This window comes from Allochromatium palmeri, assembly GCF_009720725.1.
GTDB lineage: Bacteria > Pseudomonadota > Gammaproteobacteria > Chromatiales > Chromatiaceae > Thermochromatium > Thermochromatium palmeri.
Map to the genome: position 1 here is coordinate 42,846 of NZ_WNKT01000005.1, position 18,389 is coordinate 61,234.

Genomic DNA, 18,389 nt, shown 5'->3' on the forward strand with positions numbered 1-18,389 from the left:
GCGGGGTCGAATGTACACCGACGGCGAGCGCGCGTGTATTGACCAGGCTCCCCGAAGCGGCTACAAGGGCACGCATTTCAACCCAGGACGCGATTCAATGACAGAGATTCGAGAACGCGCCTCGCGCATCCGGCTGGTCATCTTCGACGTCGATGGCGTACTCACCGACGGCAGTCTGTTCCTCGGCGACGACGGCCAGGAATACAAGGCGTTCAACTCACGCGACGGTCACGGCATGGTCCTGCTCCAGGAGAGTGGGATACGACTGGCCGTGATTACCGGACGCACCTCCAATGTCGTACAGATGCGCATGGAGAGCCTGGGCGTCTCGGACATTTTCCAAGGCTATCGTCACAAGCTCCCGGCCTATGAACAGCTCAAACAGCGCCATGGATTCGACGACGCGCAGGTCGCCTATGTCGGCGACGATGTCATCGACCTGCCGGTGATGCGTCAGGTCGGACTGGCGATCGCGGTCGCCGACGCCGATCCCAGGGTGCGCGAGCTGGCCCACTGGCGCACCACGGCGCCCGGCGGACGTGGCGCGGCACGCGAGGTCTGTGAACTCATCCTCGACGCCCAGGGACATCTCGAACCGCTGCTGGCCGCATATTCATGACCCGTTTCGCCGAGCGTCAGGACGGAGCGCGCCGTCAATGGCTGCTCGGGATCGGCTTTGCGCTCGTCGGTCTCGGCGCCTGGTGGCAGCTGCACAGGCTCCCTGACGACGAGGCCGTTCAAGCGCCCCGCGAGCGACGGCCCGATTATATCGTCCAAGGACTGTCGGCCCTGGAAACCGACGCCACCGGCGAACCGAGTCGTCGCCTGAAGGCCGAGCGATTGCGTCACTATGCCGACGAGGATCTCTCCGAACTCGACGAGCCGCGCCTGGTACTCTATCGCCCTGACGGCCCGCCGTGGTTCGCGCAGGCGCGGCTCGGGACGGTACAGGCCGAAGGCGATCAGGTGCAACTGAGCGGCGCCGTGCGGCTCGATCGCGAGGCTGACGCCAGCAACCGCCCGATGCACCTGGAAACCGAGCGCCTGGACATCTGGCGTCAGACGGGACTGGCCGAGACCGATCTGCCGGTGCGTATCGACAGTGACGGTGACTGGGTGACCGCCAATGGGATGCGACTGTGGTATCTGCAGGATGCCGCGCGCACCAGTTTTTACGGACGCGCCCGTATCCGCATTTCACCCGAACACGAACGCACTCCCGACCGATGAGGCGTCCCATGCTTTCAAGTGCATCCAAGCGGCGACGCGGCTGGACCGGTTCGGCGCAATGGTCGATCCTCGGTCTCCTGCTCAGCCTTGGCGCCGGTTTCGGCGCGAGCGTCTGGGCGCTCGAAGAAGACGCCCGGCAGCCGATCTATATCGAGGCCGATGAGGTCGAGGTGCGCGAGTCTGACAGCACCAGCATCTATGTCGGCAACGTCCAGGTCGACCAGGGCAGCATGCAACTGCTCGCCGAGCATGTGACCGTCTATCATCGCCAGGACCGCCAGCCACGTCTGATCATCGCGCTCGGCCAGCCGGCCAGCTACAAGCAGTTGCTCGATGACGATCAGGGCGAGGTCCAAGCTTTCGCCAAGCGCATGGAATACGATGCCGACAAGGACGAACTGGTGCTGATCGGCGAGGGGCTGCTGATCCAGGGCGAGGATCGACTCACGGGCGAGCGCATTCTCTATGATCGCGCGAAGGCCCGCTTTCGCGCCGGCGGTGCGGGCCGGGTCAAGATCAGCATCACCCCGGACTCACAATGAGCGGTCTGCGTGCCGAACACTTGATGAAGCACTACGGCAGCCGCCAGGTACTCCAGGACGTCAGCGTTCAGGTCGAGCCGGGCGAGGTCGTGGGCCTGCTCGGACCCAATGGTGCGGGCAAGACGACCTGCTTTTATCTGATCGTCGGTCTGATCCATGCCGATCAGGGCCGCATCCTGCTCGACGAGCGCGATCTCACGCGCCTGCCCATGCATGCTCGGGCGCGCGCCGGGCTGAGCTATCTGGCCCAGGAGCCGTCAGTCTTCCGCAAGCTGAGCGCGCGTGAGAACATTCTGGCCATCCTGGAGACGCGACGCGATCTCAAACGCGGTGAGCGCGAAGCGCGCAGTGAGCGCCTGCTGGAGGAACTGGGCATCGCGCATGTCGCCGATTCACTCGCGCTCAGTCTCTCGGGCGGTGAGCGCCGGCGGCTGGAGATCGCACGCGCCCTGGCGGTCGAGCCAAGCGTGATGCTGCTCGATGAGCCATTCGCCGGTGTCGACCCAATCGCCGTCGGCGATATCAAAGCCATCGTCACGCATCTGCGCGACCGCTCCATCGGCGTACTCATCACTGACCATAATGTGCGCGAAACGCTCGATATCTGCGACCGCGGCTACATTCTCGGCGCCGGCACCGTGATCGCTGCCGGCGCGCCGGCTGAGCTGCTGGCCAACCAGCGGGTGCGCGATGTCTATCTAGGCGCCGATTTTTCCATGTAGACTAGACTCAGTAGACAGGCACCCTTATTGCTAAATCACGCTAAACGGACCACGATCAGACGCCCACTCGATCCATGAAGCCATCCATTCAGCTTCGTCTCAGTCAGCAACTCACCATGACGCCCCAGTTGCAGCAAGCCATCAAGCTGCTGCAACTGTCGACGCTTGAGTTGCAACATGAGATCCAGGAGGCGCTCGAAAGCAACCTCATGCTGGAGGACGGCGAGGAATCCGAACGCTTCAAGTCCAGCGAAACCGAGGAGACTCGCCTGTCGCAACGTGATGGCGAGGACCAGCGCGCGCCTGAGTCCGAAGCGAGCGTTGATCGCGAGGTGCGGGCCGAATCCAACGACATGCCCGATGAACTGCCGGTCGACACCCAATGGAGTGACGTCTTCGACAGCTATCTGCCGCCCTCGTCGCACGGCGCGGACGACGGCTCGGACTATGATCCGCTGCTCCACCGCTCGCGTCCGCAGACGCTGTGGGACCATCTGACCTGGCAGTTGAACCTCAGCCGGCTGAGCGAGCGCGATTTCATGATCGCCCAGACCGTCATCGATGCCATCGACGCCGATGGCTATCTGCGCGCGGATACTGAAGAATTGCTGGCCACCATCGATAATCCCACGATCGACATCGATGAGATCGAGGCCCAGATCCATCGCGTCCAGTCGCTCGATCCGGCCGGCGTCGGCGCACGCGACCTGCGCGAGTGTCTGCTGATCCAGTTGCGCCAGCTACCCGCCGGAACACCCTGGCGCGATCTGGCCATCGCTGTCTGCGATCAGGGCTTCGAGCACCTGCCGCGCGGCGACCTCAACGCCCTCTCGCGCTTGCTCAAGGACTCCGAGCGCGATCTGGGCGGCGCGCTCGATCTCATCCGCAGTCTCAATCCGAAGCCGGGACGCTTGATCGAGGAGGCCCCATCGGAGTACGTTGTACCCGACATCTTCGTGCGCAAGACAGAGGGCCGCTGGCAGGTCGAGTTGAACCCCGATATCACACCCAGACTCAGGGTCAATGCCGACTATGCGCGCCTGATCCGCCGCGCCGATCAGAGCGCCGACGGTCAGACGCTCAAAAGTCATCTCCAGGAGGCGCGCTGGTTCATCAAGAGCCTGGCGAGCCGCAACGACACGGTACTGCGCGTGGGAGCCAAGATCGTCGAGATGCAACAGGATTTTCTCGAACATGGCGACGAGGGGATGCGCCCCATGGTGCTGCGCGACATCGCCGAGGCCCTGGAGCTGCATGAGTCGACCATCTCGCGCGTGACCACGCAGAAGTACATGCATACGCCACGAGGCACCTTCGAACTCAAATATTTCTTTTCATCCCACGTCAACACCACCTCTGGCGGCGAATGCTCGTCGACGGCGATTCGCGCCCTGATCCGCAAGCTGATCGCGGGAGAATCCCCGCGCAAGCCACTCAGCGACAACAAAATTGCCGAGGAACTGGCGGACCAGGGCATCAACGTCGCGCGCCGAACAGTCGCCAAATACCGCGAGGCTATGGGTATCCCAGCCTCGAGTGAGCGCAAACGCCTGGCTTGACAGGCCGTTTGAACCTTATGAAGGAGTCCAATGATGCAAATCAACCTGACGGGTCACCACATCGACGTCACCGATGCGCTGAAGTCCTATGTCGACAGCAAATTCGAGCGTCTTGCACGCCATTTCGACCACGTCATCAATGCCCATGTCGTCCTAACCGTGGAGAAGCTCCAGCAAAAGGCCGAGGCCACGCTCCATGTCAATGGCGGCAAGGTGTTCGCCGACTCCGTCCACGAGGACATGTATGCCGCCATCGATGGTCTGATCGACAAGCTCGATCGTCAGGTCATCCGCTATAAGGAAAAGCGCAGTAGCCATCGCGGTGGCGCCGTCAAGATCACTGAGCCTGAGGCCGAGTGAGATCAGCCGGTTCATCGCCCTGAAAGCGGCGTATCCTTGTAGCTAGGGCACAGGCCACACCTCGGACGCATGCGTCGCTGACGTCCGGGGTGTTTTTCATTCTGAGGACCAAACACCCATGACCAGCATCGAATGCCGGCGCTATCCTGGCTGGATCAGTCATCGACCCCTGAGCGCCCGCCGGCGCTTCAGTGGCTAGCGGGAGCTGGAGCCATGTTAGGCCCTGACCTGATCAACGAAGCCCGTATCGGATGCGGCCTCGAGATTGCCAGCAAGAAACGGCTACTCGAGACACTGGCCGAGCTGCTCGCCAGCGATCATCCCCGGCTTCAGACCGAAGCCATCTTCGAGCGCCTGCTCGAACGCGAACGCCTTGGCAGCACCGGACTCGGTCACGGCATCGCCCTGCCCCACGCACGGGTGAAGGATGTCGGCGCAGTGATCGGCGCCTTCGTGCAGACCGTTCAGGGCGTCGATTACGATGCCGCCGACGGCGAACCCGTCGACCTGGCGTTCGCGCTGCTCGTGCCCGAGGAGGCCAATGAGGAACATCTGCGCCTGCTCGCGCATCTGGCCAGTCTGTTCAGCGACCCGAACGTGCGAGCCGGTTTGCGCGAGTCCAGCACTCGGGACGAGATCCTGCGAATTCTACGCGCCGTCTAGGCCAGCCAGTTCGCCTCTATGATCGACAGCCTCCAGAGCGTCGTCGCCCAAGCCGGCTCTCAGCTCAAGCTGCACTGGCTGACTCCGGAACCCGAGACACTGCGCCCCGTGCTCGGGGAGGATCCCGGGCAGTCGCTCATCGGCTCGCTGAACCTCATCCATCCCAATCGCCTGCAGGTCGTCGGCCTGCCCGAACAGCGCTATCTCGCGGGGCTTGGCGCGACCGCCTACGGCGAGACACTCGACACGCTCTTCGCCGACCAGCCAGCGGCGGTGATCTTCAGCAACGGCCTCACTCCGCCACCCGACTTCCGGGAACGCGCCTGCGCGACCCGGACCCCGCTCCTGGGGTCTGCGCTCAGCGATCAGGAACTGATCAATCATCTGCGCTATTTTTTCACGCAGGCACTGGCCGAACGCCAGACCATCCACGGCGTCTTCATCGAGGTGCTGGGCATGGGCGTACTCCTGACCGGAGCGCCAGCCGTCGGCAAGAGCGAGCTGGCGCTCGATCTCATCACGCGCGGCCATCGGCTCATCGCCGACGACGCACCGCGTTTCGCGCGCATCGCGCCCGAAGTCATCGAGGGTCGCTGTCCGGAGATGCTCAGAGACTTCCTGGAAGTGCGCGGTCTCGGCATCCTCAATATCCGGGCCATGTTCGGCGAGAGCGCGGTACTGCGCGACAAGACGCTCAATCTCGTCATCGACTTGCAACCCCTGGCTCGACCTCAGCTCGAATGCATCGACCGGCTCGCCGGCAGTCTGTCGACGCTGAATGTGCTGGGAGTGGCGATTCCCAGGATCATCATGCCGGTGGCGCCCGGCCGCAATCTGGCGATCCTGGTGGAGGCGGCCGTCAGACAGCAGATTTTGCGCTTTCGCGGCTATGACGCCGGCCTGGACTTCATCAACCGCCAGGCGTGCGCCATCAGTCAGGATCAACCCGATCCGCCAAGCACCGGAGACTGATCCCATGTCAACAGCGCCAGAGGAGACCTAATTCCATGCAGCTGATTATCCTCAGTGGCTTGTCCGGAGCCGGCAAGAGCATCGCGCTCCATACGCTTGAAGACATGGGGTTCTACTGTATCGACAACCTGCCCTTCTTCCTGCTCCAGGATCTGGTGCTCGGGCTGCACGAGACGCTCGACGAGGCCTTTGGCAAGACGGCGGTCGGCATCGACGCCCGCGGCAACCCCGAAGCCCTGCGACGCCTGCCCGACCTGGCCCTTGCCGCTCAGGAACGCGGGATCGACTGTCGCGTGCTCTTTCTGGAGACCCAGCTTGAGACCCTGATTCGACGCTATAGCGAAACACGCCGCCGTCATCCGCTCACCCAGGCCGACCGCTCGCTGCGCGAAGCCATCCAGCTCGAACAGGAGTTTCTGGAGCCGGTCCGCAAACGCGCCGATCTGGTGATCGACACCACCCAGACCAATGTGCATGAGCTGCGCGATCGGGTGCGCGGCTGGCTGCTGGGTGGCGAGTCGCCCAAGATCTCGATTCTGCTCAAATCCTTCGGCTTCAAGCACGGCGTTCCACCTGACGTCGATTTCGTGCTCGATGTACGCTGTCTGCCCAATCCGCATTGGGAAGCCGAACTGCGCATGCTCACCGGACGTGATCCCGAGGTCGCCCGCTTCCTGGAATCCAGCGCCGAGGTGACGCGCATGCGCGAGGATATTCTCGCCTTCTTCGAGCGCTGGATCCCTCGCTTCGAGACCGACGGGCGCAGCTATCTGACCATCGCCATCGGCTGCACCGGCGGCCAGCATCGCTCGGTCTACATGACCGAGCGCCTCGGCGAGCGTTTCGAGTCACTCGGTCACACAGTCATCGTGCGCCACCGGGAACTGTCGTGAGCGTCGGTGTCCTGCTCGTCACCCATCGACCGCTGGCCGGTGATCTGTTGCGCATCGCCACCGATATCCTCGGCCGGTCGCCGCTCGGCGTCGCCTGCTGCGAGGTGATCAACGACACACCGATCGATGAAATCCTCACGCGCTGCACGCATCTGGCCGCAACCATCGACCAGGGCGAGGGCGTGCTGGTGCTGACCGATCTCTATGGGGCCACACCGGCCAATGTCGCGCGGGCGTTCGCCGATTCATGCGCGCGGGCGCGGGTGGTCAGCGGACTGAACCTGCCGATGCTGCTGCGGACCCTGAACTACGCGACCCTGGATCTGGACAGCCTGGCCGAGAAGGCGCTCAGCGGCGGTCGCGATGGCGTCCGCCAGGACACCTGAAGCCCGTCAGCGGCACGCCGCCCGCACGGATTCGATCCAAACGCGATTTAGGTACTACCCTTACCGAGAAGGACCAAGCCCGGATGATTCGCCAAGAACTCGAGATTTGTAACAAGCTCGGCCTGCACGCACGGGCGGCCGCCAAGCTGGTGCAATGCGCCAACCGCTTCGAGAGCGAGATCACAGTCGAGCGGCGCGGCCAGAGCGTCAATGGCAAGAGCATCATGGGCGTCATGATGCTGGCCGCCAGCCAAGGCACCACGGTCATGGTGGAAGCGGCAGGCGCCGATGAGCAGGAGGCCATGGCGGCCATCGAACAACTCATACAGGACCGCTTCGGAGAACCAGAGTGACTCTCGCCTTCCAGGGCATCGGAATCGGTTCGTCGAACGCGATTGCACTGGGTCCGGCCTTCGTCGACATCCGTGGACAGGGGGGCGTGACTCACGCGCCGATCGATGTCGACGACATTCAACGGGAAATTGAGCGTTTCGACCTCGCAGTCGAGGCCGCGCGTCAGGCGCTCAAACAGGTGCGCGCCCAGATCCCGCGCGAGACGCCGGTCGCAATCGCCGAGTTCATCGACGCCCATCTCTTGATGCTGGAAGACACGGCACTCATCGACGGTGTGCGTCAGATCGTCGCCGATCAACTCTGCTCGGCCGAATGGGCGCTGCAACGTCATCGCGATGCCCTGATCGCGGTCTTCGAACAGATGGATGATCCCTATCTGCGCACGCGCCGCGATGACATCGAGCATGTCGTGGGACAGATTCAGGGGTTTCTGCGCGGCGAGGCGCACAGATCGACCTTGACCGAACGGGATCTCGCCGGCTATGTGGTGGTCGCCCGCGATCTGGCGCCGGCCGATGCCATCCTGCTGCGTCATCGCGGCGCCGTGGCCTTTGTGACCGAGTATGGCGGACCCATGTCGCATACCGCGATCCTGGCACGCAGCCTCGGGGTGCCGGCGGTCATGGGTCTGCACGACATCACCCGCTATCTGCGCGCCGAAGAGCTGCTGATCGTCGATGGTGCGAGCGGGACGGTCATCGCCAACGCCGACGCGCGACTCGTCGATGACTATCGCCAGCGACTGCGAGCCATCCAGGCGCGTCAGACGGGTTTACGCGCCCTGGCCGGACGCCCGGCCCGCACCCGCGATGGGATCGAGATCCGTCTTCAGGCCAATCTGGAACTGCCCGAGGACATCGAGCTGGCCAAGGCCAATGGCGCACTTGGAGTCGGTCTCTATCGCACCGAGTTCCTCTACATGAACCGCGCCGATCTGCCGGACGAAGAGGAACACCTGGCCAACTACAGCGCCATGCTGGCCGATCTCGACGGGCGTCCCATCACCATTCGCACGCTCGACCTGGGGGTCGACAAACACAGCGAGGCCCTGGCCACAGCCCACTCGAACGTGAGCAATCCAGCGCTCGGACTGCGCGCGATCAGACTGTGTCTGAAGGAGCCGGCGCTCTTCGAGCCGCAACTGCGCGCCATCCTGCGCGCCTCGGCACTCGGGCCGGTCCGGCTGATGCTGCCGCTCGTGACCAGCGTCCACGAACTCGACCGCGCCCTGGCGATCATCGCCGATCTCAAGCGCCAGCTCGACCGCGAGGGACTCGACTACGACGACGACCTGCCGATTGGTGCCATGATCGAGGTACCGGCCGCCGCGCTGACTGCGCGCGCCATCGCGCAACGGATGGATTTTCTCTCCATCGGCACCAATGACCTCATCCAATACACCCTGGCCATCGACCGGCTCGACGATGCGGTCAACGATCTCTTCGATCCGGCGCATCCGGCCATTCTGCGCCTGATCCGGCTCACCATCGAGGCCGGGCGCGCCTTCGATATCCCGGTCGGGATGTGCGGTGAGATGGCCGGCGATCCGCGCTTCACCCGGCTGCTGCTCGGGATGGGACTGCGCGAATTCAGCATGCAGCCCGGCGCTCTGCTCGACATCAAAGAAATTCTGCTGGAATCCGATGCCGGCGAACTCGCACGCCATGTCGACCAGCTCTTCGATCAACTCGACGTGGCCAACCCCAACGCGCTGCTTGAAGTGCTGAACGCTGTGCCATCCTCCCTTCCGGCCCGCTAACTGGTAGCATAACCGGTTCACGGCTCGCGCTCGATCGTTCGCCACGGTGTGGGCCGTCAATTCCAGCGACAGCCAACTCCCTTGACTCAGCGACCGAGCCAGCAGGTGACCATGAGCCTTCCCGCGACTCTCAACTCCGACAGCACGCGCCTCGAGGATCTGCGCCGCGTCCTCGAACAGGGCGCCGTCCGGCAAGCGGCGCGCATGCTCAACGCCCTGCAGCCGGCTGAGATCGCGCATCTGCTCGAATCGCTCCCGCACAAGGAGCGCGAGCTGTTGTGGAACCTGGTCGATGCCGAGTACGACGGCGAGGTGCTGACCTATCTGCACGACGACGTGCGCGAGCAGCTCATCGCGCTGATGGATGCCGGCGAGCTGGTGGCGGCGATCGGCACACTCGACACCGACGACCTGGCTGATCTCATCCAGGATCTACCGCTCGCCATCACGCACGAGGTGGTCAAGTCGCTCGATCAGCAGCGGCGCGACCGGCTCGAAAAGGCGCTGTCCTACCCCGAGGACACGGCCGGCGGTCTCATGAACAGCGACACCGTAACCGTGCGTCCCGAGATGACGCTCGATGTGGTGATGCGCTATCTGCGCCGGCTCAAGGACGGGCTGCCGGACATCACTGACAATCTGATCGTGGTCGACCGCAAGGGGCGCTATCTGGGCGTGCTCTATCTGACCGATCTGCTGACCCATGACCCGGAGGACTCAGTCGCCGAGGCCATGACGCTCGACGTGCAGGCCATCCCGGCGACCTGGAGTGCGCGCGAGGTGTCGACCCGCTTTGAGCAGCATGATCTGGTCACGGCGCCTGTGGTCGACGAGGACGGTAATCTGCTCGGACGCATCACGGTCGACGATGTCATGGATGTCATCCGCGAGGAGGCCGATCATCAGTTTCTCGGCCAAGCCGGCCTGTCGGAAACCGAGGACATGTTCGCGCCCGTGCTGCTGAGTGCGCGTCGGCGCGCGCTGTGGCTCGGGATCAATCTGCTGACGGCCTTTCTCGCCGCCTGGGTCATCGGACGCTTCGAGGACACCATCCAGCAGATCGTGGCGCTGGCGGTGCTGATGCCGGTGGTCGCCAGCATGGGCGGCATCGCCGGCACCCAGACGCTCACGCTTGCCATCCGCGGGCTGGCGCTCGGTCAGCTCACCTCCAACAACAGCCGCTGGCTACTGATGAAAGAAATGGCCGTAGCGGCCATCAACAGCGTCATCTGGGCGCTGGTGGTGGCCCTGATCGCCTGGATCTGGTTCCGCGACCCCGAGATCGCGCTGGTCATCGGCGTGGCGATCAGTATCAATCTGCTGGCGGCGGCACTGGCCGGCGCGCTGCTGCCGCTGGCCCTGGAACGCTTCGGCATCGACCCCGCCCTGGCCGGCGGGGTCATCCTGACGACGGTCACCGATGTGGTCGGCTTCCTGGCCTTCCTGGGGCTGGCGACCGTCTTTTTGCTCTGAGTCGCGCGTTTACTCGCACCCGACCGGTGCCGACTGGTGCCAGTGCGTCACATGCTGATAGCGGTGCGCGACATTGAGCAGACGTGCTTCCTCAAAGTAGTTGCCGATGATCTGGAGCCCCACCGGCAGGCCGTCGACCGGCGCGACCGGGATCGACATCCCCGGCAGTCCGGCGAGATTGGTGGCGATGGTGTAGATGTCGTTGAGATACATGGACACCGGATCGTCCATCTTCGAGCCAAGCGCAAACGCCGTGCCCGGACTGGTCGGCCCCATGATGACATCGACCTGCTCGAAGGCACGCTTGAAGTCGTCAGCGATCAGCTGCCGGATCTTCTGCGCCTTGAGATAGTAGGCGTCGTAATAGCCCGCCGAGAGCACATAGGTGCCGATCATGATCCGGCGCTGGACCTCGGGACCGAAGCCCTCGGCACGGCTGCGCTCATAGAGGTCTTGCAGATCCTGCGGGTTCTCGCAGCGATGCCCGTAGCGTACCCCATCGAAGCGCGCCAGATTGGACGAGCACTCAGCCGGGGCGACCACATAGTAGACCGGCACCGAGAGCGGACTGTTGGGTAGACTGATCTCGACGATCTCGGCACCGAGCGCCTCGTATTCCTTGATCGCGGCCATGACGGCCTCGCCGATGCGTGCATCGAGTCCGGCCCCAAAGTATTCCTTGGGCAGTCCGATGCGCAGACCATGCAGATCATCGTCGAGCGCGTCGACATAGTCTGGAACCTGGACATCAGCGCTGGTCGAGTCGCGCGTATCGAAGCCGGCCATCTCATCGAGAATGAAGGCTGCGTCGGCGGCCGAGCGGGCCATGACCCCGGCCTGATCGAGCGAGGACGCAAAGGCGATCATGCCCCAGCGCGAGCAGCGCCCATAGGTCGGCTTGAGGCCGGTGATGCCGCACAGCGCCGCCGGCTGGCGGATCGAGCCGCCGGTGTCGCTGGCGGTCGCGGCCGCGCACAACCGCGCGGCGACAGCGGCCGCTGAGCCGCCGGACGAGCCGCCCGGAACGCGCGTCTTGTCCCAGGGATTCTTGACCGGGCCATACCAGCTCGTCTCGTTGCTCGACCCCATGGCGAACTCGTCCATGTTGGTCTTGCCCAACACCACGGCGCCGGCCGCGGCGAGCCGCTCGACGATGGTGGCATCATAGGGGGCGACGAAATTATCGAGCATGCGCGAGCCGCAGCTGGTCTTGATCCCCTGGGTGCAGAAGATGTCCTTGTGGGCGATGGGAATGCCGGTGAGCGGCCCGGCCTCGCCCGATTTGAGCGCCTGATCGGCGCGCTCAGCCGCCGCGAGCGCCGGCTCGGCGGCGACCGTGATGAAGCTGTTCAGGTGCGGATCGAGCCGTTCGATGCGCTCCAGATAGTGCCGCGTCAGCTCGACGCTGGAATAGGTGCGCAGCCGCAGATCAGCGGCCATTTGAGCGATCGATTTGTTCTGCATTATTCGATGACCTTCGGAACCAGATAGAGTCCGCCCTCGGTCAGGGGGGCGATGGACTGGAAGTGTTCGCGCTGGTTCGGCTCAGCGGGGATGTCCGGGCGCAGACGCTGCGCCATGTGCAGCGGATGGGCCATGGGTTCGACGCCCGAGGTGTCGATCGCGTCCATCTGGGCGACCAGATCGAGGATATTGCTGAGATCCGTGGCATAGCGCGCGCGCTGCTCAGGAGCGACGGCCAGCCGCGCCAGATGCGCGATCTTGTCGATGTCGGAGGAATCCAGTGACATGTTGAATCAGCCGTTAGCGGTAAAATGGGCGAAAATAGCACAAATGGCCGTCCGGGCGGATGGTTCGAGCGCGCCCGTACCTTGCCGATCCAGGCCCGCATTGCTAGATTAGCGCCCCAATCATCCAGGGATCCCGTATCGGAACCGAGACCCGGGCCACTTCTCTTCTGCGACGCCTCGTCCATCATGGCGTTCCTTACCACCCGGAAGGTATCTTTACCGATGTTCTTCAGAAACATTCGCGGAATGTTCTCCAATGATCTCTCGATTGATCTGGGGACCGCCAATACGCTGATTTATGCGCGCGGACGCGGCATCGTGCTTAACGAACCCTCGGTCGTCGCCATCAGGCACGAGCGTCAGGGCGGTACCAAAACGGTGGTCGCCGTCGGCGAGGAGGCCAAGCAGATGCTCGGGCGCACGCCGCAGAACGTCACCGCGATCCGGCCGATGAAGGATGGCGTCATCGCTGACTTCACAGTCACCGAAAAGATGCTTCAATATTTCATCCATAAGGTGCATGAATCGAGCATGCTGCGACCCAGCCCGCGCGTGCTCATCTGCGTGCCCTGTGGATCGACCCAGGTCGAGCGGCGCGCCATCAAGGAGTCGGCGGCCGGTGCCGGCGCGCGCGAGGTCTACTTGATCGAGGAGCCGATTTCAGCGGCCATCGGTGCGGGTCTGTCCGTCCATGAGCCGCGCGGCTGCATGGTCATCGACATCGGCGGCGGAACGGCTGAGGTGGCCGTGATCTCGCTCAGCGGCATCGTCTATGCTGAATCAGTACGGGTTGGTGGCGACACCTTCGACGATGCCATCATCAACTATGTGCGCCGCAACTACGGCACCCAGATCGGCGAGGCCACGGCTGAGCGCATCAAGCACAGCATCGGCTCGGCCTTTCCCGGCAACGAGGTGCTGGAGATCGACGTCAAGGGCCGCAGTCTGGCCGAGGGCGTGCCGCGCAGCTTCACGCTCAACAGCAACGAGATCCTGGAGGCGCTCCAGGAGCCGCTGTCGATGGTGGTGCAGGCCGTCAAGATGGCGCTCGAAAAGACCCCGCCCGAACTGGGTGCCGATGTCGCCGAACGCGGCATCGTGCTGACCGGCGGCGGTTCGCTGCTGCGCGGCTTCGATCGTCTGATCGAGGAAGAGACCGGATTGCCGGTGATCGTGGCCGAGGATCCACTGACCTGTGTCGCCCGCGGCGGCGGGACGGTGCTGGAAATGCTCGATACGCAGGAGAGCGCTTTGTTTGCAACCGAGTAACAGGATTCAGGAGACCGCCTACGGGATCTCTCGCCGAGGACTGCCGTTATCAAACCTCTGTTCAACCCAGGCCCATCGCCCAATGTTCGCGTCATCCTGGCCGTGCTGATGGCGCTCGGGTTGCTCGTGGCCGATCACCATCAGCATCACCTGGAGCTGCTGCGCACGGCACTCTCGCTCGTCACCTATCCGCTGCAACTGGCCGCCGACCGGCCCAGCCAGCTCTTCCGCGAGGCGCGTGAACGGCTCGCCGGACAGGATGTGCTGCGCGATGAGAACACCGGACTGCATCGCGAGAACCTGCTGCTCAAGGCGCGACTCCAGCAATTCGAGTCGATGGAAGCTGAAAACGCGCGTCTGCGCGACCTGCTCGGCTCCTCGCTCGACGTCGGCGAGCGGGTGCTGATCGCCGAGATCATGGCCGTCGAACTCGCGCCCTATCGTCAACAGGTGATGCTCAACAAGGGCACCAATGCCGGGGTCTTCGTCGGTCAGCCGGTGCTCGATGCCAACGCCGTGATGGGCCAGATCATTCGCGCCAATCCGTTCTCATCGGTCGTACTCCTGATCACCGACTCCGATCATGCGCTGCCGGTCGAGGTCAACCGCAATGGTCTGCGCACCATCGCCGCCGGCACCGGGCCGAATCATGATCTCGAACTGCTCTACATCCCCAAAAACGCCGACATTCAGGTCGGCGACCTGCTCGTAACCTCGGGCATGGATGGACGCTTTCCCTCTGGCTATCCGGTAGCGCGCGTCAAGACCGTGCGCCAGGACCCGGACAACCCCTTCACCACCGTCATCGCTGAACCCACGGCGCGGCTCGACCGCAGTCGCGAAGTGCTGCTGGTCTGGAACCTGAACGAGACCTCGCGCTTGCAGGCCCTGACCGCCGAGGCTGCCAAGCCCAGGGACATGCCGCAGTGAAGACGGCCAAGAAGCGCGCGGCCAAGCCGTCCTACAAGCCCCGGCAGCCATTCTGGCCGGTCGCGCTGACGCTCACAGCGGCGATGTATCTGACCATCCTGCCGATGTCGGACTGGCCCTGGGACTACCGTCCGCCCTGGACTGTGCTCGCGCTGCTCTTCTGGTGCTTCGCCACTCCGCGCCGGGTCGGCATCTTCACCGGTTTCGTCGTCGGTCTGATGCTCGACGTGCTCACGGGCGCCCTGCTCGGACAGCATGCGCTGGCGCTCTCGGTCACAGCCTATCTGGCGCTCGTACTGCGTCCGCGCATTCGCATCTTTCCGCAGTGGCAGCAGACCTTCTTCGTGGCCCTGATCCTGCTCGCCGAACGCTTGCTGACACTTTGGATCATCGGCGCGACCGGGCAGCCGATGCCGGCTCTGACCTACTGGGTCTCAGCACTGGTCGGTCTGGCCTTCTGGCCGCTCATGGCCTGGCTGCTGGTTCCGTTCGAGCGGCGCGTCGGGGCAGGTTGAACACCATGCTCGAAAGCAGCCTGGAGGATCGCCAGCGCGAACAGCGCCTGGTCAGAACACGCGCCATTGTCGCCATCGTGTTCGTGATCCTGGGGTTGGGCGTGATTCTGGCGCGTCTGTACCATCTGCAACTGGAGCGTCACGACCACTTCACGGTCCTCTCGACTGAAAATCGAGTCAAGGTCCAGCCGGTGCCGCCCAACCGCGGGCTGATCTTCGATACCAAGGGCGTGCTGCTTGCTGAGAATCATCCGTCTTTTTCGCTGGTGATCACGATCGAGAAGGTTTCGAACCTGAGCGAAACCATCGCCGAGCTCAAGCATCTGGTCCCGATCGAGGAAAACGATCTGGCCCGTTTCGAGCGACTCAAGCGCCAGCGCATGCGTTTTCAGCCCGTCCCGATTCGTTTGAATCTGACGCCCGAGGAAGTGGCGCGCTTCGCCGTCGATGGCTACCGCTTTCCAGGCGTCGAGGTCCATGCCGAGCTGATTCGCACCTATCCCAAGCGCGAGCTCACCGCCCATGTGCTCGGCTATGTCGGACGCATCAACGAAAAAGAACTGACACGCATCGACAAGGGCAACTATGCCGGAACCAATTTCATCGGCAAGGGCGGAGTCGAGATGGCCCACGAGGACGTGCTGCATGGCAAGGTGGGCTACCAGCAGGTCGAGGTGAATGCACGCGGGCGCATCCTGCGCACCCTGGAGAGTACCCCGCCCGCTCCCGGACAGGATCTCTATCTCTATCTCGACATCGCCCTCCAGCAGGCCGCGACCGAGGCACTCGGCGACTATCGCGGCTCGATCGTGGCCATCGATCCGCGCAACGGCGGCGTGCTGGCCATGGTGAGCAATCCGAGCTTCGATCCCAACCTGTTCGTCGAAGGCATCAGCCAGGCCAACTACGACGCCCTGCTCCACTCGCCCGACAAGCCGCTCTACAACCGCTCCATCCGCGGTCAGTATCCGCCCGGCTCGACGATCAAACCCTTCGTCGGACTCGCCGGACTGTCGCTGGGCTTCGTCACGCCGCGCAAGACGACCTATTGTCCGGGCTTCTTCTCGCTGCCTGGGCAAAAGCACCGCTTCCGCTGCTGGCGGCGCGGTGGCCATGGCACCGTTGATCTGGAGCTGGGCATCGTGCAATCCTGCGACGTCTATTTCTACTGGCTCGCCAATCAGATGGGCGTCGATAAGATGCACGGCTTTCTCTCGAAGTTCGGCTTCGGCGAGAAAACCGGGGTCGATGTCTCGGGTGAGTTGAGCGGGCTGCTGCCCTCGCGTGAATGGAAGGAGCGTGCGCGCAAACAGCCCTGGTATCCAGGCGAGACGCTGATCATGGGCATCGGTCAGGGCTATTTTCTGGCGACACCCATCCAGTTAGCCGCCGCCACGGCCGCCCTGGCCAACAAGGGACGCTTCATTCAGCCGCGGCTCGCCCATGCACGGCGCGTCCCAGGCGCGGATACAGCGACGGTCTTCCCCATGGTCAGCCATCAGATCGAGATCAGTAATCCGAGCGACTGGGACATCGCCATCGAGGACATGGCCAAGGTCGTCGAGAGCCAGCGCGGAACGGCTCGGCGTATCCAGTCCAACGACTACCGGATCGCCGGCAAGACCGGAACCTCGCAGGTCTTCAGCATCGGTCAGAAAGAGCGCTATGACGCCTCCAAGATCGCCAAGCGTCTGCACGACCACGCACTCTTCGTCGCGTTCGCGCCGGTGGAGGATCCGCGTATCGCCGTAGCCGTGCTGGTGGAGAATGGCGGTTCCGGCGGTGGAGTCGCCGCTCCGATCGCGCGCCGCGTCATCGACGCCTATCTCGGCGGGACGCCACTACCGATACCGGAAGACGCGGAGACGAGCGGTGGCGATTGATCCTCTGTCCTCGCGGGTGAATTGGGAGGTCGATGCGCCGGACGACGGCTGGTTGCGCCGTCTGCGCATCGACGCTCCGCTCATGACCGGGCTGCTGGCGTTGTGCGGATTCGGACTCGTGGTGCTCTACAGCGCCGGCGACCAGGAGCTGGCGACCATCGAGCGCCAGCTCGTCCGGCTGGGTCTGGCCTTTACGTTCATGCTGGCCATCGCGCAGGTGCCGTCGAGCCAGTTCAAGCGCTGGTCACTGGGACTCTATACCCTGGGCGTGCTGATGCTGGTGGCCGTGCTGCTGGTCGGCGACGTCGGCAAGGGCGCACAGCGCTGGCTCGATTTCGGCGTGGTCCGCTTCCAGCCCTCGGAGCTGCTCAAGCTCGCCGTCCCCATGACCGTGGCCTGGGTGCTGGCCTTGCGCCCGCTACCGCCGCGTCTGCCGGGTGTGCTGCTGGCGGCCATTCTGACCATGATTCCGGTCGGTCTGATCGCCAAGCAACCCGACCTGGGCACCTCGCTGCTGGTGGTCAGTTCCGGCATCATGGTGCTGTTCATCGCCGGACTGAGCTGGCGGATGATCACTGGACTGATCGCCATCGCCGCGGCCGTGGCGCCGCTGGTCTGGATGCACATGCGCGAGTATCAGCGCGAGCGCGTCATGACGCTGCTCGACCCGCAGTCCGACCCGCTAGGCAGCGGCTACCACATCATTCAGTCGCAGATCGCCATCGGTTCGGGTGGTCTCTCGGGTAAGGGCTGGCTCAACGGCACTCAGTCGCACCTGGAGTTCCTGCCCGAGCGTCATACCGATTTCATCTTCGCCGTGATCGGCGAGGAGTTCGGCTTCACCGGCATCATCGCCCTGCTGGCCCTCTATCTGTTCATCATCGGGCGCGGACTCATGATCGCCGCGCGCGCCCAGGACAACTATGACCGCCTGCTCGCCGGCGGGTTGACGCTGGTGTTCTTTATCTATCTGTTCGTCAATACCGGCATGGTGAGCGGCTTGCTGCCGGTGGTGGGCGTACCACTGCCCTTGGTCAGCTATGGCGGGACCTCCATGGTGACGCTCATGGCCGGTTTCGGGATACTGATGTCGATCGAGACGCACCGTGCCAAGAAATGAGGTGAATC

20 protein-coding genes are annotated in these 18,389 nt (G+C 63.8%); 18 read left to right on the forward strand and 2 right to left on the reverse strand.

The features are described from left to right. The first annotated feature begins 97 nt into the window (after positions 1-97). The 13 genes from GJ668_RS03880 (at position 98) to mgtE (ending at position 10,913) form a co-directional block, all read left to right on the forward strand. The gene (locus GJ668_RS03880) at positions 98-619 is read left to right on the forward strand and encodes a KdsC family phosphatase (protein WP_155448807.1); all 522 of its coding nucleotides are present in this window, start codon (positions 98-100) and stop codon (positions 617-619) included. Further along, positions 616-1,230: an LPS export ABC transporter periplasmic protein LptC gene (gene lptC / locus GJ668_RS03885; protein ID WP_155448808.1), complete on the forward strand. Its 615-nt coding sequence runs from the start codon at positions 616-618 to the stop codon at positions 1,228-1,230. Before GJ668_RS03880 ends, lptC begins: the two co-directional genes overlap by 4 nt. An 8-nt stretch (positions 1,231-1,238) precedes the next feature. Beyond that, positions 1,239-1,772: a lipopolysaccharide transport periplasmic protein LptA gene (lptA, locus tag GJ668_RS03890; RefSeq protein ID WP_155448809.1), complete on the forward strand. Its 534-nt coding sequence runs from the start codon at positions 1,239-1,241 to the stop codon at positions 1,770-1,772. Beyond that, positions 1,769-2,494, forward strand: a complete 726-nt coding sequence (gene lptB, locus GJ668_RS03895; RefSeq protein WP_155448810.1) for an LPS export ABC transporter ATP-binding protein — start codon at positions 1,769-1,771, stop codon at positions 2,492-2,494. The genes lptA and lptB overlap by 4 nt, the downstream gene beginning before the upstream one ends. Before the next feature lie 74 nt (positions 2,495-2,568). Beyond that, entirely contained in the window at positions 2,569-4,053 is a 1,485-nt protein-coding gene (locus tag GJ668_RS03900) for an RNA polymerase factor sigma-54 (RefSeq protein WP_155448811.1), read from the forward strand. A gap of 33 nt (positions 4,054-4,086) precedes the next feature. Next, the gene (gene hpf / locus GJ668_RS03905) at positions 4,087-4,413 is read left to right on the forward strand and encodes a ribosome hibernation-promoting factor, HPF/YfiA family (RefSeq protein ID WP_155448812.1); all 327 of its coding nucleotides are present in this window, start codon (positions 4,087-4,089) and stop codon (positions 4,411-4,413) included. A 213-nt stretch (positions 4,414-4,626) separates the two neighbouring features. Continuing rightward, positions 4,627-5,076, forward strand: a complete 450-nt coding sequence (locus tag GJ668_RS03910; protein ID WP_155448813.1) for a PTS sugar transporter subunit IIA — start codon at positions 4,627-4,629, stop codon at positions 5,074-5,076. Positions 5,077-5,094: 18 nt separating this feature from the next. Further along, a complete protein-coding gene (gene hprK, locus GJ668_RS03915) occupies positions 5,095-6,048 on the forward strand; it encodes an HPr(Ser) kinase/phosphatase (RefSeq protein ID WP_155448814.1) in 954 nt (317 codons plus the stop codon). Between the two features lie 35 nt (positions 6,049-6,083). Beyond that, positions 6,084-6,941, forward strand: coding sequence for an RNase adapter RapZ (rapZ, locus tag GJ668_RS03920; protein WP_155448815.1), 858 nt, complete (start codon positions 6,084-6,086; stop codon positions 6,939-6,941). Further along, the gene (locus GJ668_RS03925; protein ID WP_186342871.1) at positions 6,938-7,327 is read left to right on the forward strand and encodes a PTS sugar transporter subunit IIA domain-containing protein; all 390 of its coding nucleotides are present in this window, start codon (positions 6,938-6,940) and stop codon (positions 7,325-7,327) included. Before rapZ ends, GJ668_RS03925 begins: the two co-directional genes overlap by 4 nt. 83 nt (positions 7,328-7,410) lie before the next feature. Next, positions 7,411-7,680, forward strand: coding sequence for an HPr family phosphocarrier protein (locus GJ668_RS03930; protein ID WP_155448817.1), 270 nt, complete (start codon positions 7,411-7,413; stop codon positions 7,678-7,680). Further along, positions 7,677-9,440 (forward strand): phosphoenolpyruvate--protein phosphotransferase, encoded by a 1,764-nt coding sequence (gene ptsP, locus GJ668_RS03935; protein WP_186342872.1) that lies wholly within the window; start codon positions 7,677-7,679, stop codon positions 9,438-9,440. The genes GJ668_RS03930 and ptsP overlap by 4 nt, the downstream gene beginning before the upstream one ends. 111 nt (positions 9,441-9,551) lie before the next feature. Beyond that, entirely contained in the window at positions 9,552-10,913 is a 1,362-nt protein-coding gene (mgtE, locus tag GJ668_RS03940) for a magnesium transporter (RefSeq protein ID WP_155448818.1), read from the forward strand. A 9-nt stretch (positions 10,914-10,922) separates the two neighbouring features. Here mgtE and gatA read toward each other — a convergent pair whose 3' ends face one another. Both gatA and gatC read right to left on the reverse strand, forming a co-directional pair. Further along, positions 10,923-12,377, reverse strand: coding sequence for an Asp-tRNA(Asn)/Glu-tRNA(Gln) amidotransferase subunit GatA (gatA, locus tag GJ668_RS03945; protein WP_155448819.1), 1,455 nt, complete (start codon positions 12,375-12,377; stop codon positions 10,923-10,925). Beyond that, complete coding sequence (gatC, locus tag GJ668_RS03950; protein WP_155448820.1) at positions 12,377-12,664, reverse strand: Asp-tRNA(Asn)/Glu-tRNA(Gln) amidotransferase subunit GatC; 288 nt, start codon at positions 12,662-12,664, stop codon at positions 12,377-12,379. The genes gatA and gatC overlap by 1 nt, the downstream gene beginning before the upstream one ends. Before the next feature lie 222 nt (positions 12,665-12,886). Here gatC and GJ668_RS03955 point away from each other — a divergent pair, with 222 nt between their 5' ends. The 5 genes from GJ668_RS03955 to rodA are packed head-to-tail and all read left to right on the forward strand — an operon-like array spanning position 12,887 to position 18,381. Further along, the gene (locus GJ668_RS03955) at positions 12,887-13,933 is read left to right on the forward strand and encodes a rod shape-determining protein (protein WP_155448821.1); all 1,047 of its coding nucleotides are present in this window, start codon (positions 12,887-12,889) and stop codon (positions 13,931-13,933) included. A gap of 57 nt (positions 13,934-13,990) precedes the next feature. After that, on the forward strand, positions 13,991-14,863 hold the full coding sequence (gene mreC / locus GJ668_RS03960; RefSeq protein ID WP_155448822.1) for a rod shape-determining protein MreC: 873 nt from the start codon (positions 13,991-13,993) through the stop codon (positions 14,861-14,863). Beyond that, positions 14,860-15,378 carry a rod shape-determining protein MreD gene (gene mreD, locus GJ668_RS03965; RefSeq protein ID WP_186342873.1) on the forward strand — a complete coding sequence of 173 codons (519 nt, stop codon included), beginning with the start codon at positions 14,860-14,862 and terminating at the stop codon, positions 15,376-15,378. Before mreC ends, mreD begins: the two co-directional genes overlap by 4 nt. Before the next feature lie 5 nt (positions 15,379-15,383). Further along, positions 15,384-17,261: a penicillin-binding protein 2 gene (gene mrdA, locus GJ668_RS03970; protein ID WP_155448823.1), complete on the forward strand. Its 1,878-nt coding sequence runs from the start codon at positions 15,384-15,386 to the stop codon at positions 17,259-17,261. Continuing rightward, positions 17,251-18,381, forward strand: coding sequence for a rod shape-determining protein RodA (gene rodA, locus GJ668_RS03975; RefSeq protein ID WP_186342874.1), 1,131 nt, complete (start codon positions 17,251-17,253; stop codon positions 18,379-18,381). The genes mrdA and rodA overlap by 11 nt, the downstream gene beginning before the upstream one ends. Positions 18,382-18,389: the final 8 nt, after the last annotated feature.

Coding starts and splice junctions, on each gene's coding strand:
- GJ668_RS03880 (WP_155448807.1), top strand. CDS start 98: ATGACAGAGATTCGAGAACGCGCCTCGCGCATCCGGCTGGTCATCTTC.
- lptC (WP_155448808.1), top strand. CDS start 616: ATGACCCGTTTCGCCGAGCGTCAGGACGGAGCGCGCCGTCAATGGCTG.
- lptA (WP_155448809.1), top strand. CDS start 1,239: ATGCTTTCAAGTGCATCCAAGCGGCGACGCGGCTGGACCGGTTCGGCG.
- lptB (WP_155448810.1), top strand. CDS start 1,769: ATGAGCGGTCTGCGTGCCGAACACTTGATGAAGCACTACGGCAGCCGC.
- GJ668_RS03900 (WP_155448811.1), top strand. CDS start 2,569: ATGAAGCCATCCATTCAGCTTCGTCTCAGTCAGCAACTCACCATGACG.
- hpf (WP_155448812.1), top strand. CDS start 4,087: ATGCAAATCAACCTGACGGGTCACCACATCGACGTCACCGATGCGCTG.
- GJ668_RS03910 (WP_155448813.1), top strand. CDS start 4,627: ATGTTAGGCCCTGACCTGATCAACGAAGCCCGTATCGGATGCGGCCTC.
- hprK (WP_155448814.1), top strand. CDS start 5,095: ATGATCGACAGCCTCCAGAGCGTCGTCGCCCAAGCCGGCTCTCAGCTC.
- rapZ (WP_155448815.1), top strand. CDS start 6,084: ATGCAGCTGATTATCCTCAGTGGCTTGTCCGGAGCCGGCAAGAGCATC.
- GJ668_RS03930 (WP_155448817.1), top strand. CDS start 7,411: ATGATTCGCCAAGAACTCGAGATTTGTAACAAGCTCGGCCTGCACGCA.
- mgtE (WP_155448818.1), top strand. CDS start 9,552: ATGAGCCTTCCCGCGACTCTCAACTCCGACAGCACGCGCCTCGAGGAT.
- gatA (WP_155448819.1), bottom strand. CDS start 12,377: ATGCAGAACAAATCGATCGCTCAAATGGCCGCTGATCTGCGGCTGCGC.
- gatC (WP_155448820.1), bottom strand. CDS start 12,664: ATGTCACTGGATTCCTCCGACATCGACAAGATCGCGCATCTGGCGCGG.
- GJ668_RS03955 (WP_155448821.1), top strand. CDS start 12,887: ATGTTCTTCAGAAACATTCGCGGAATGTTCTCCAATGATCTCTCGATT.
- mrdA (WP_155448823.1), top strand. CDS start 15,384: ATGCTCGAAAGCAGCCTGGAGGATCGCCAGCGCGAACAGCGCCTGGTC.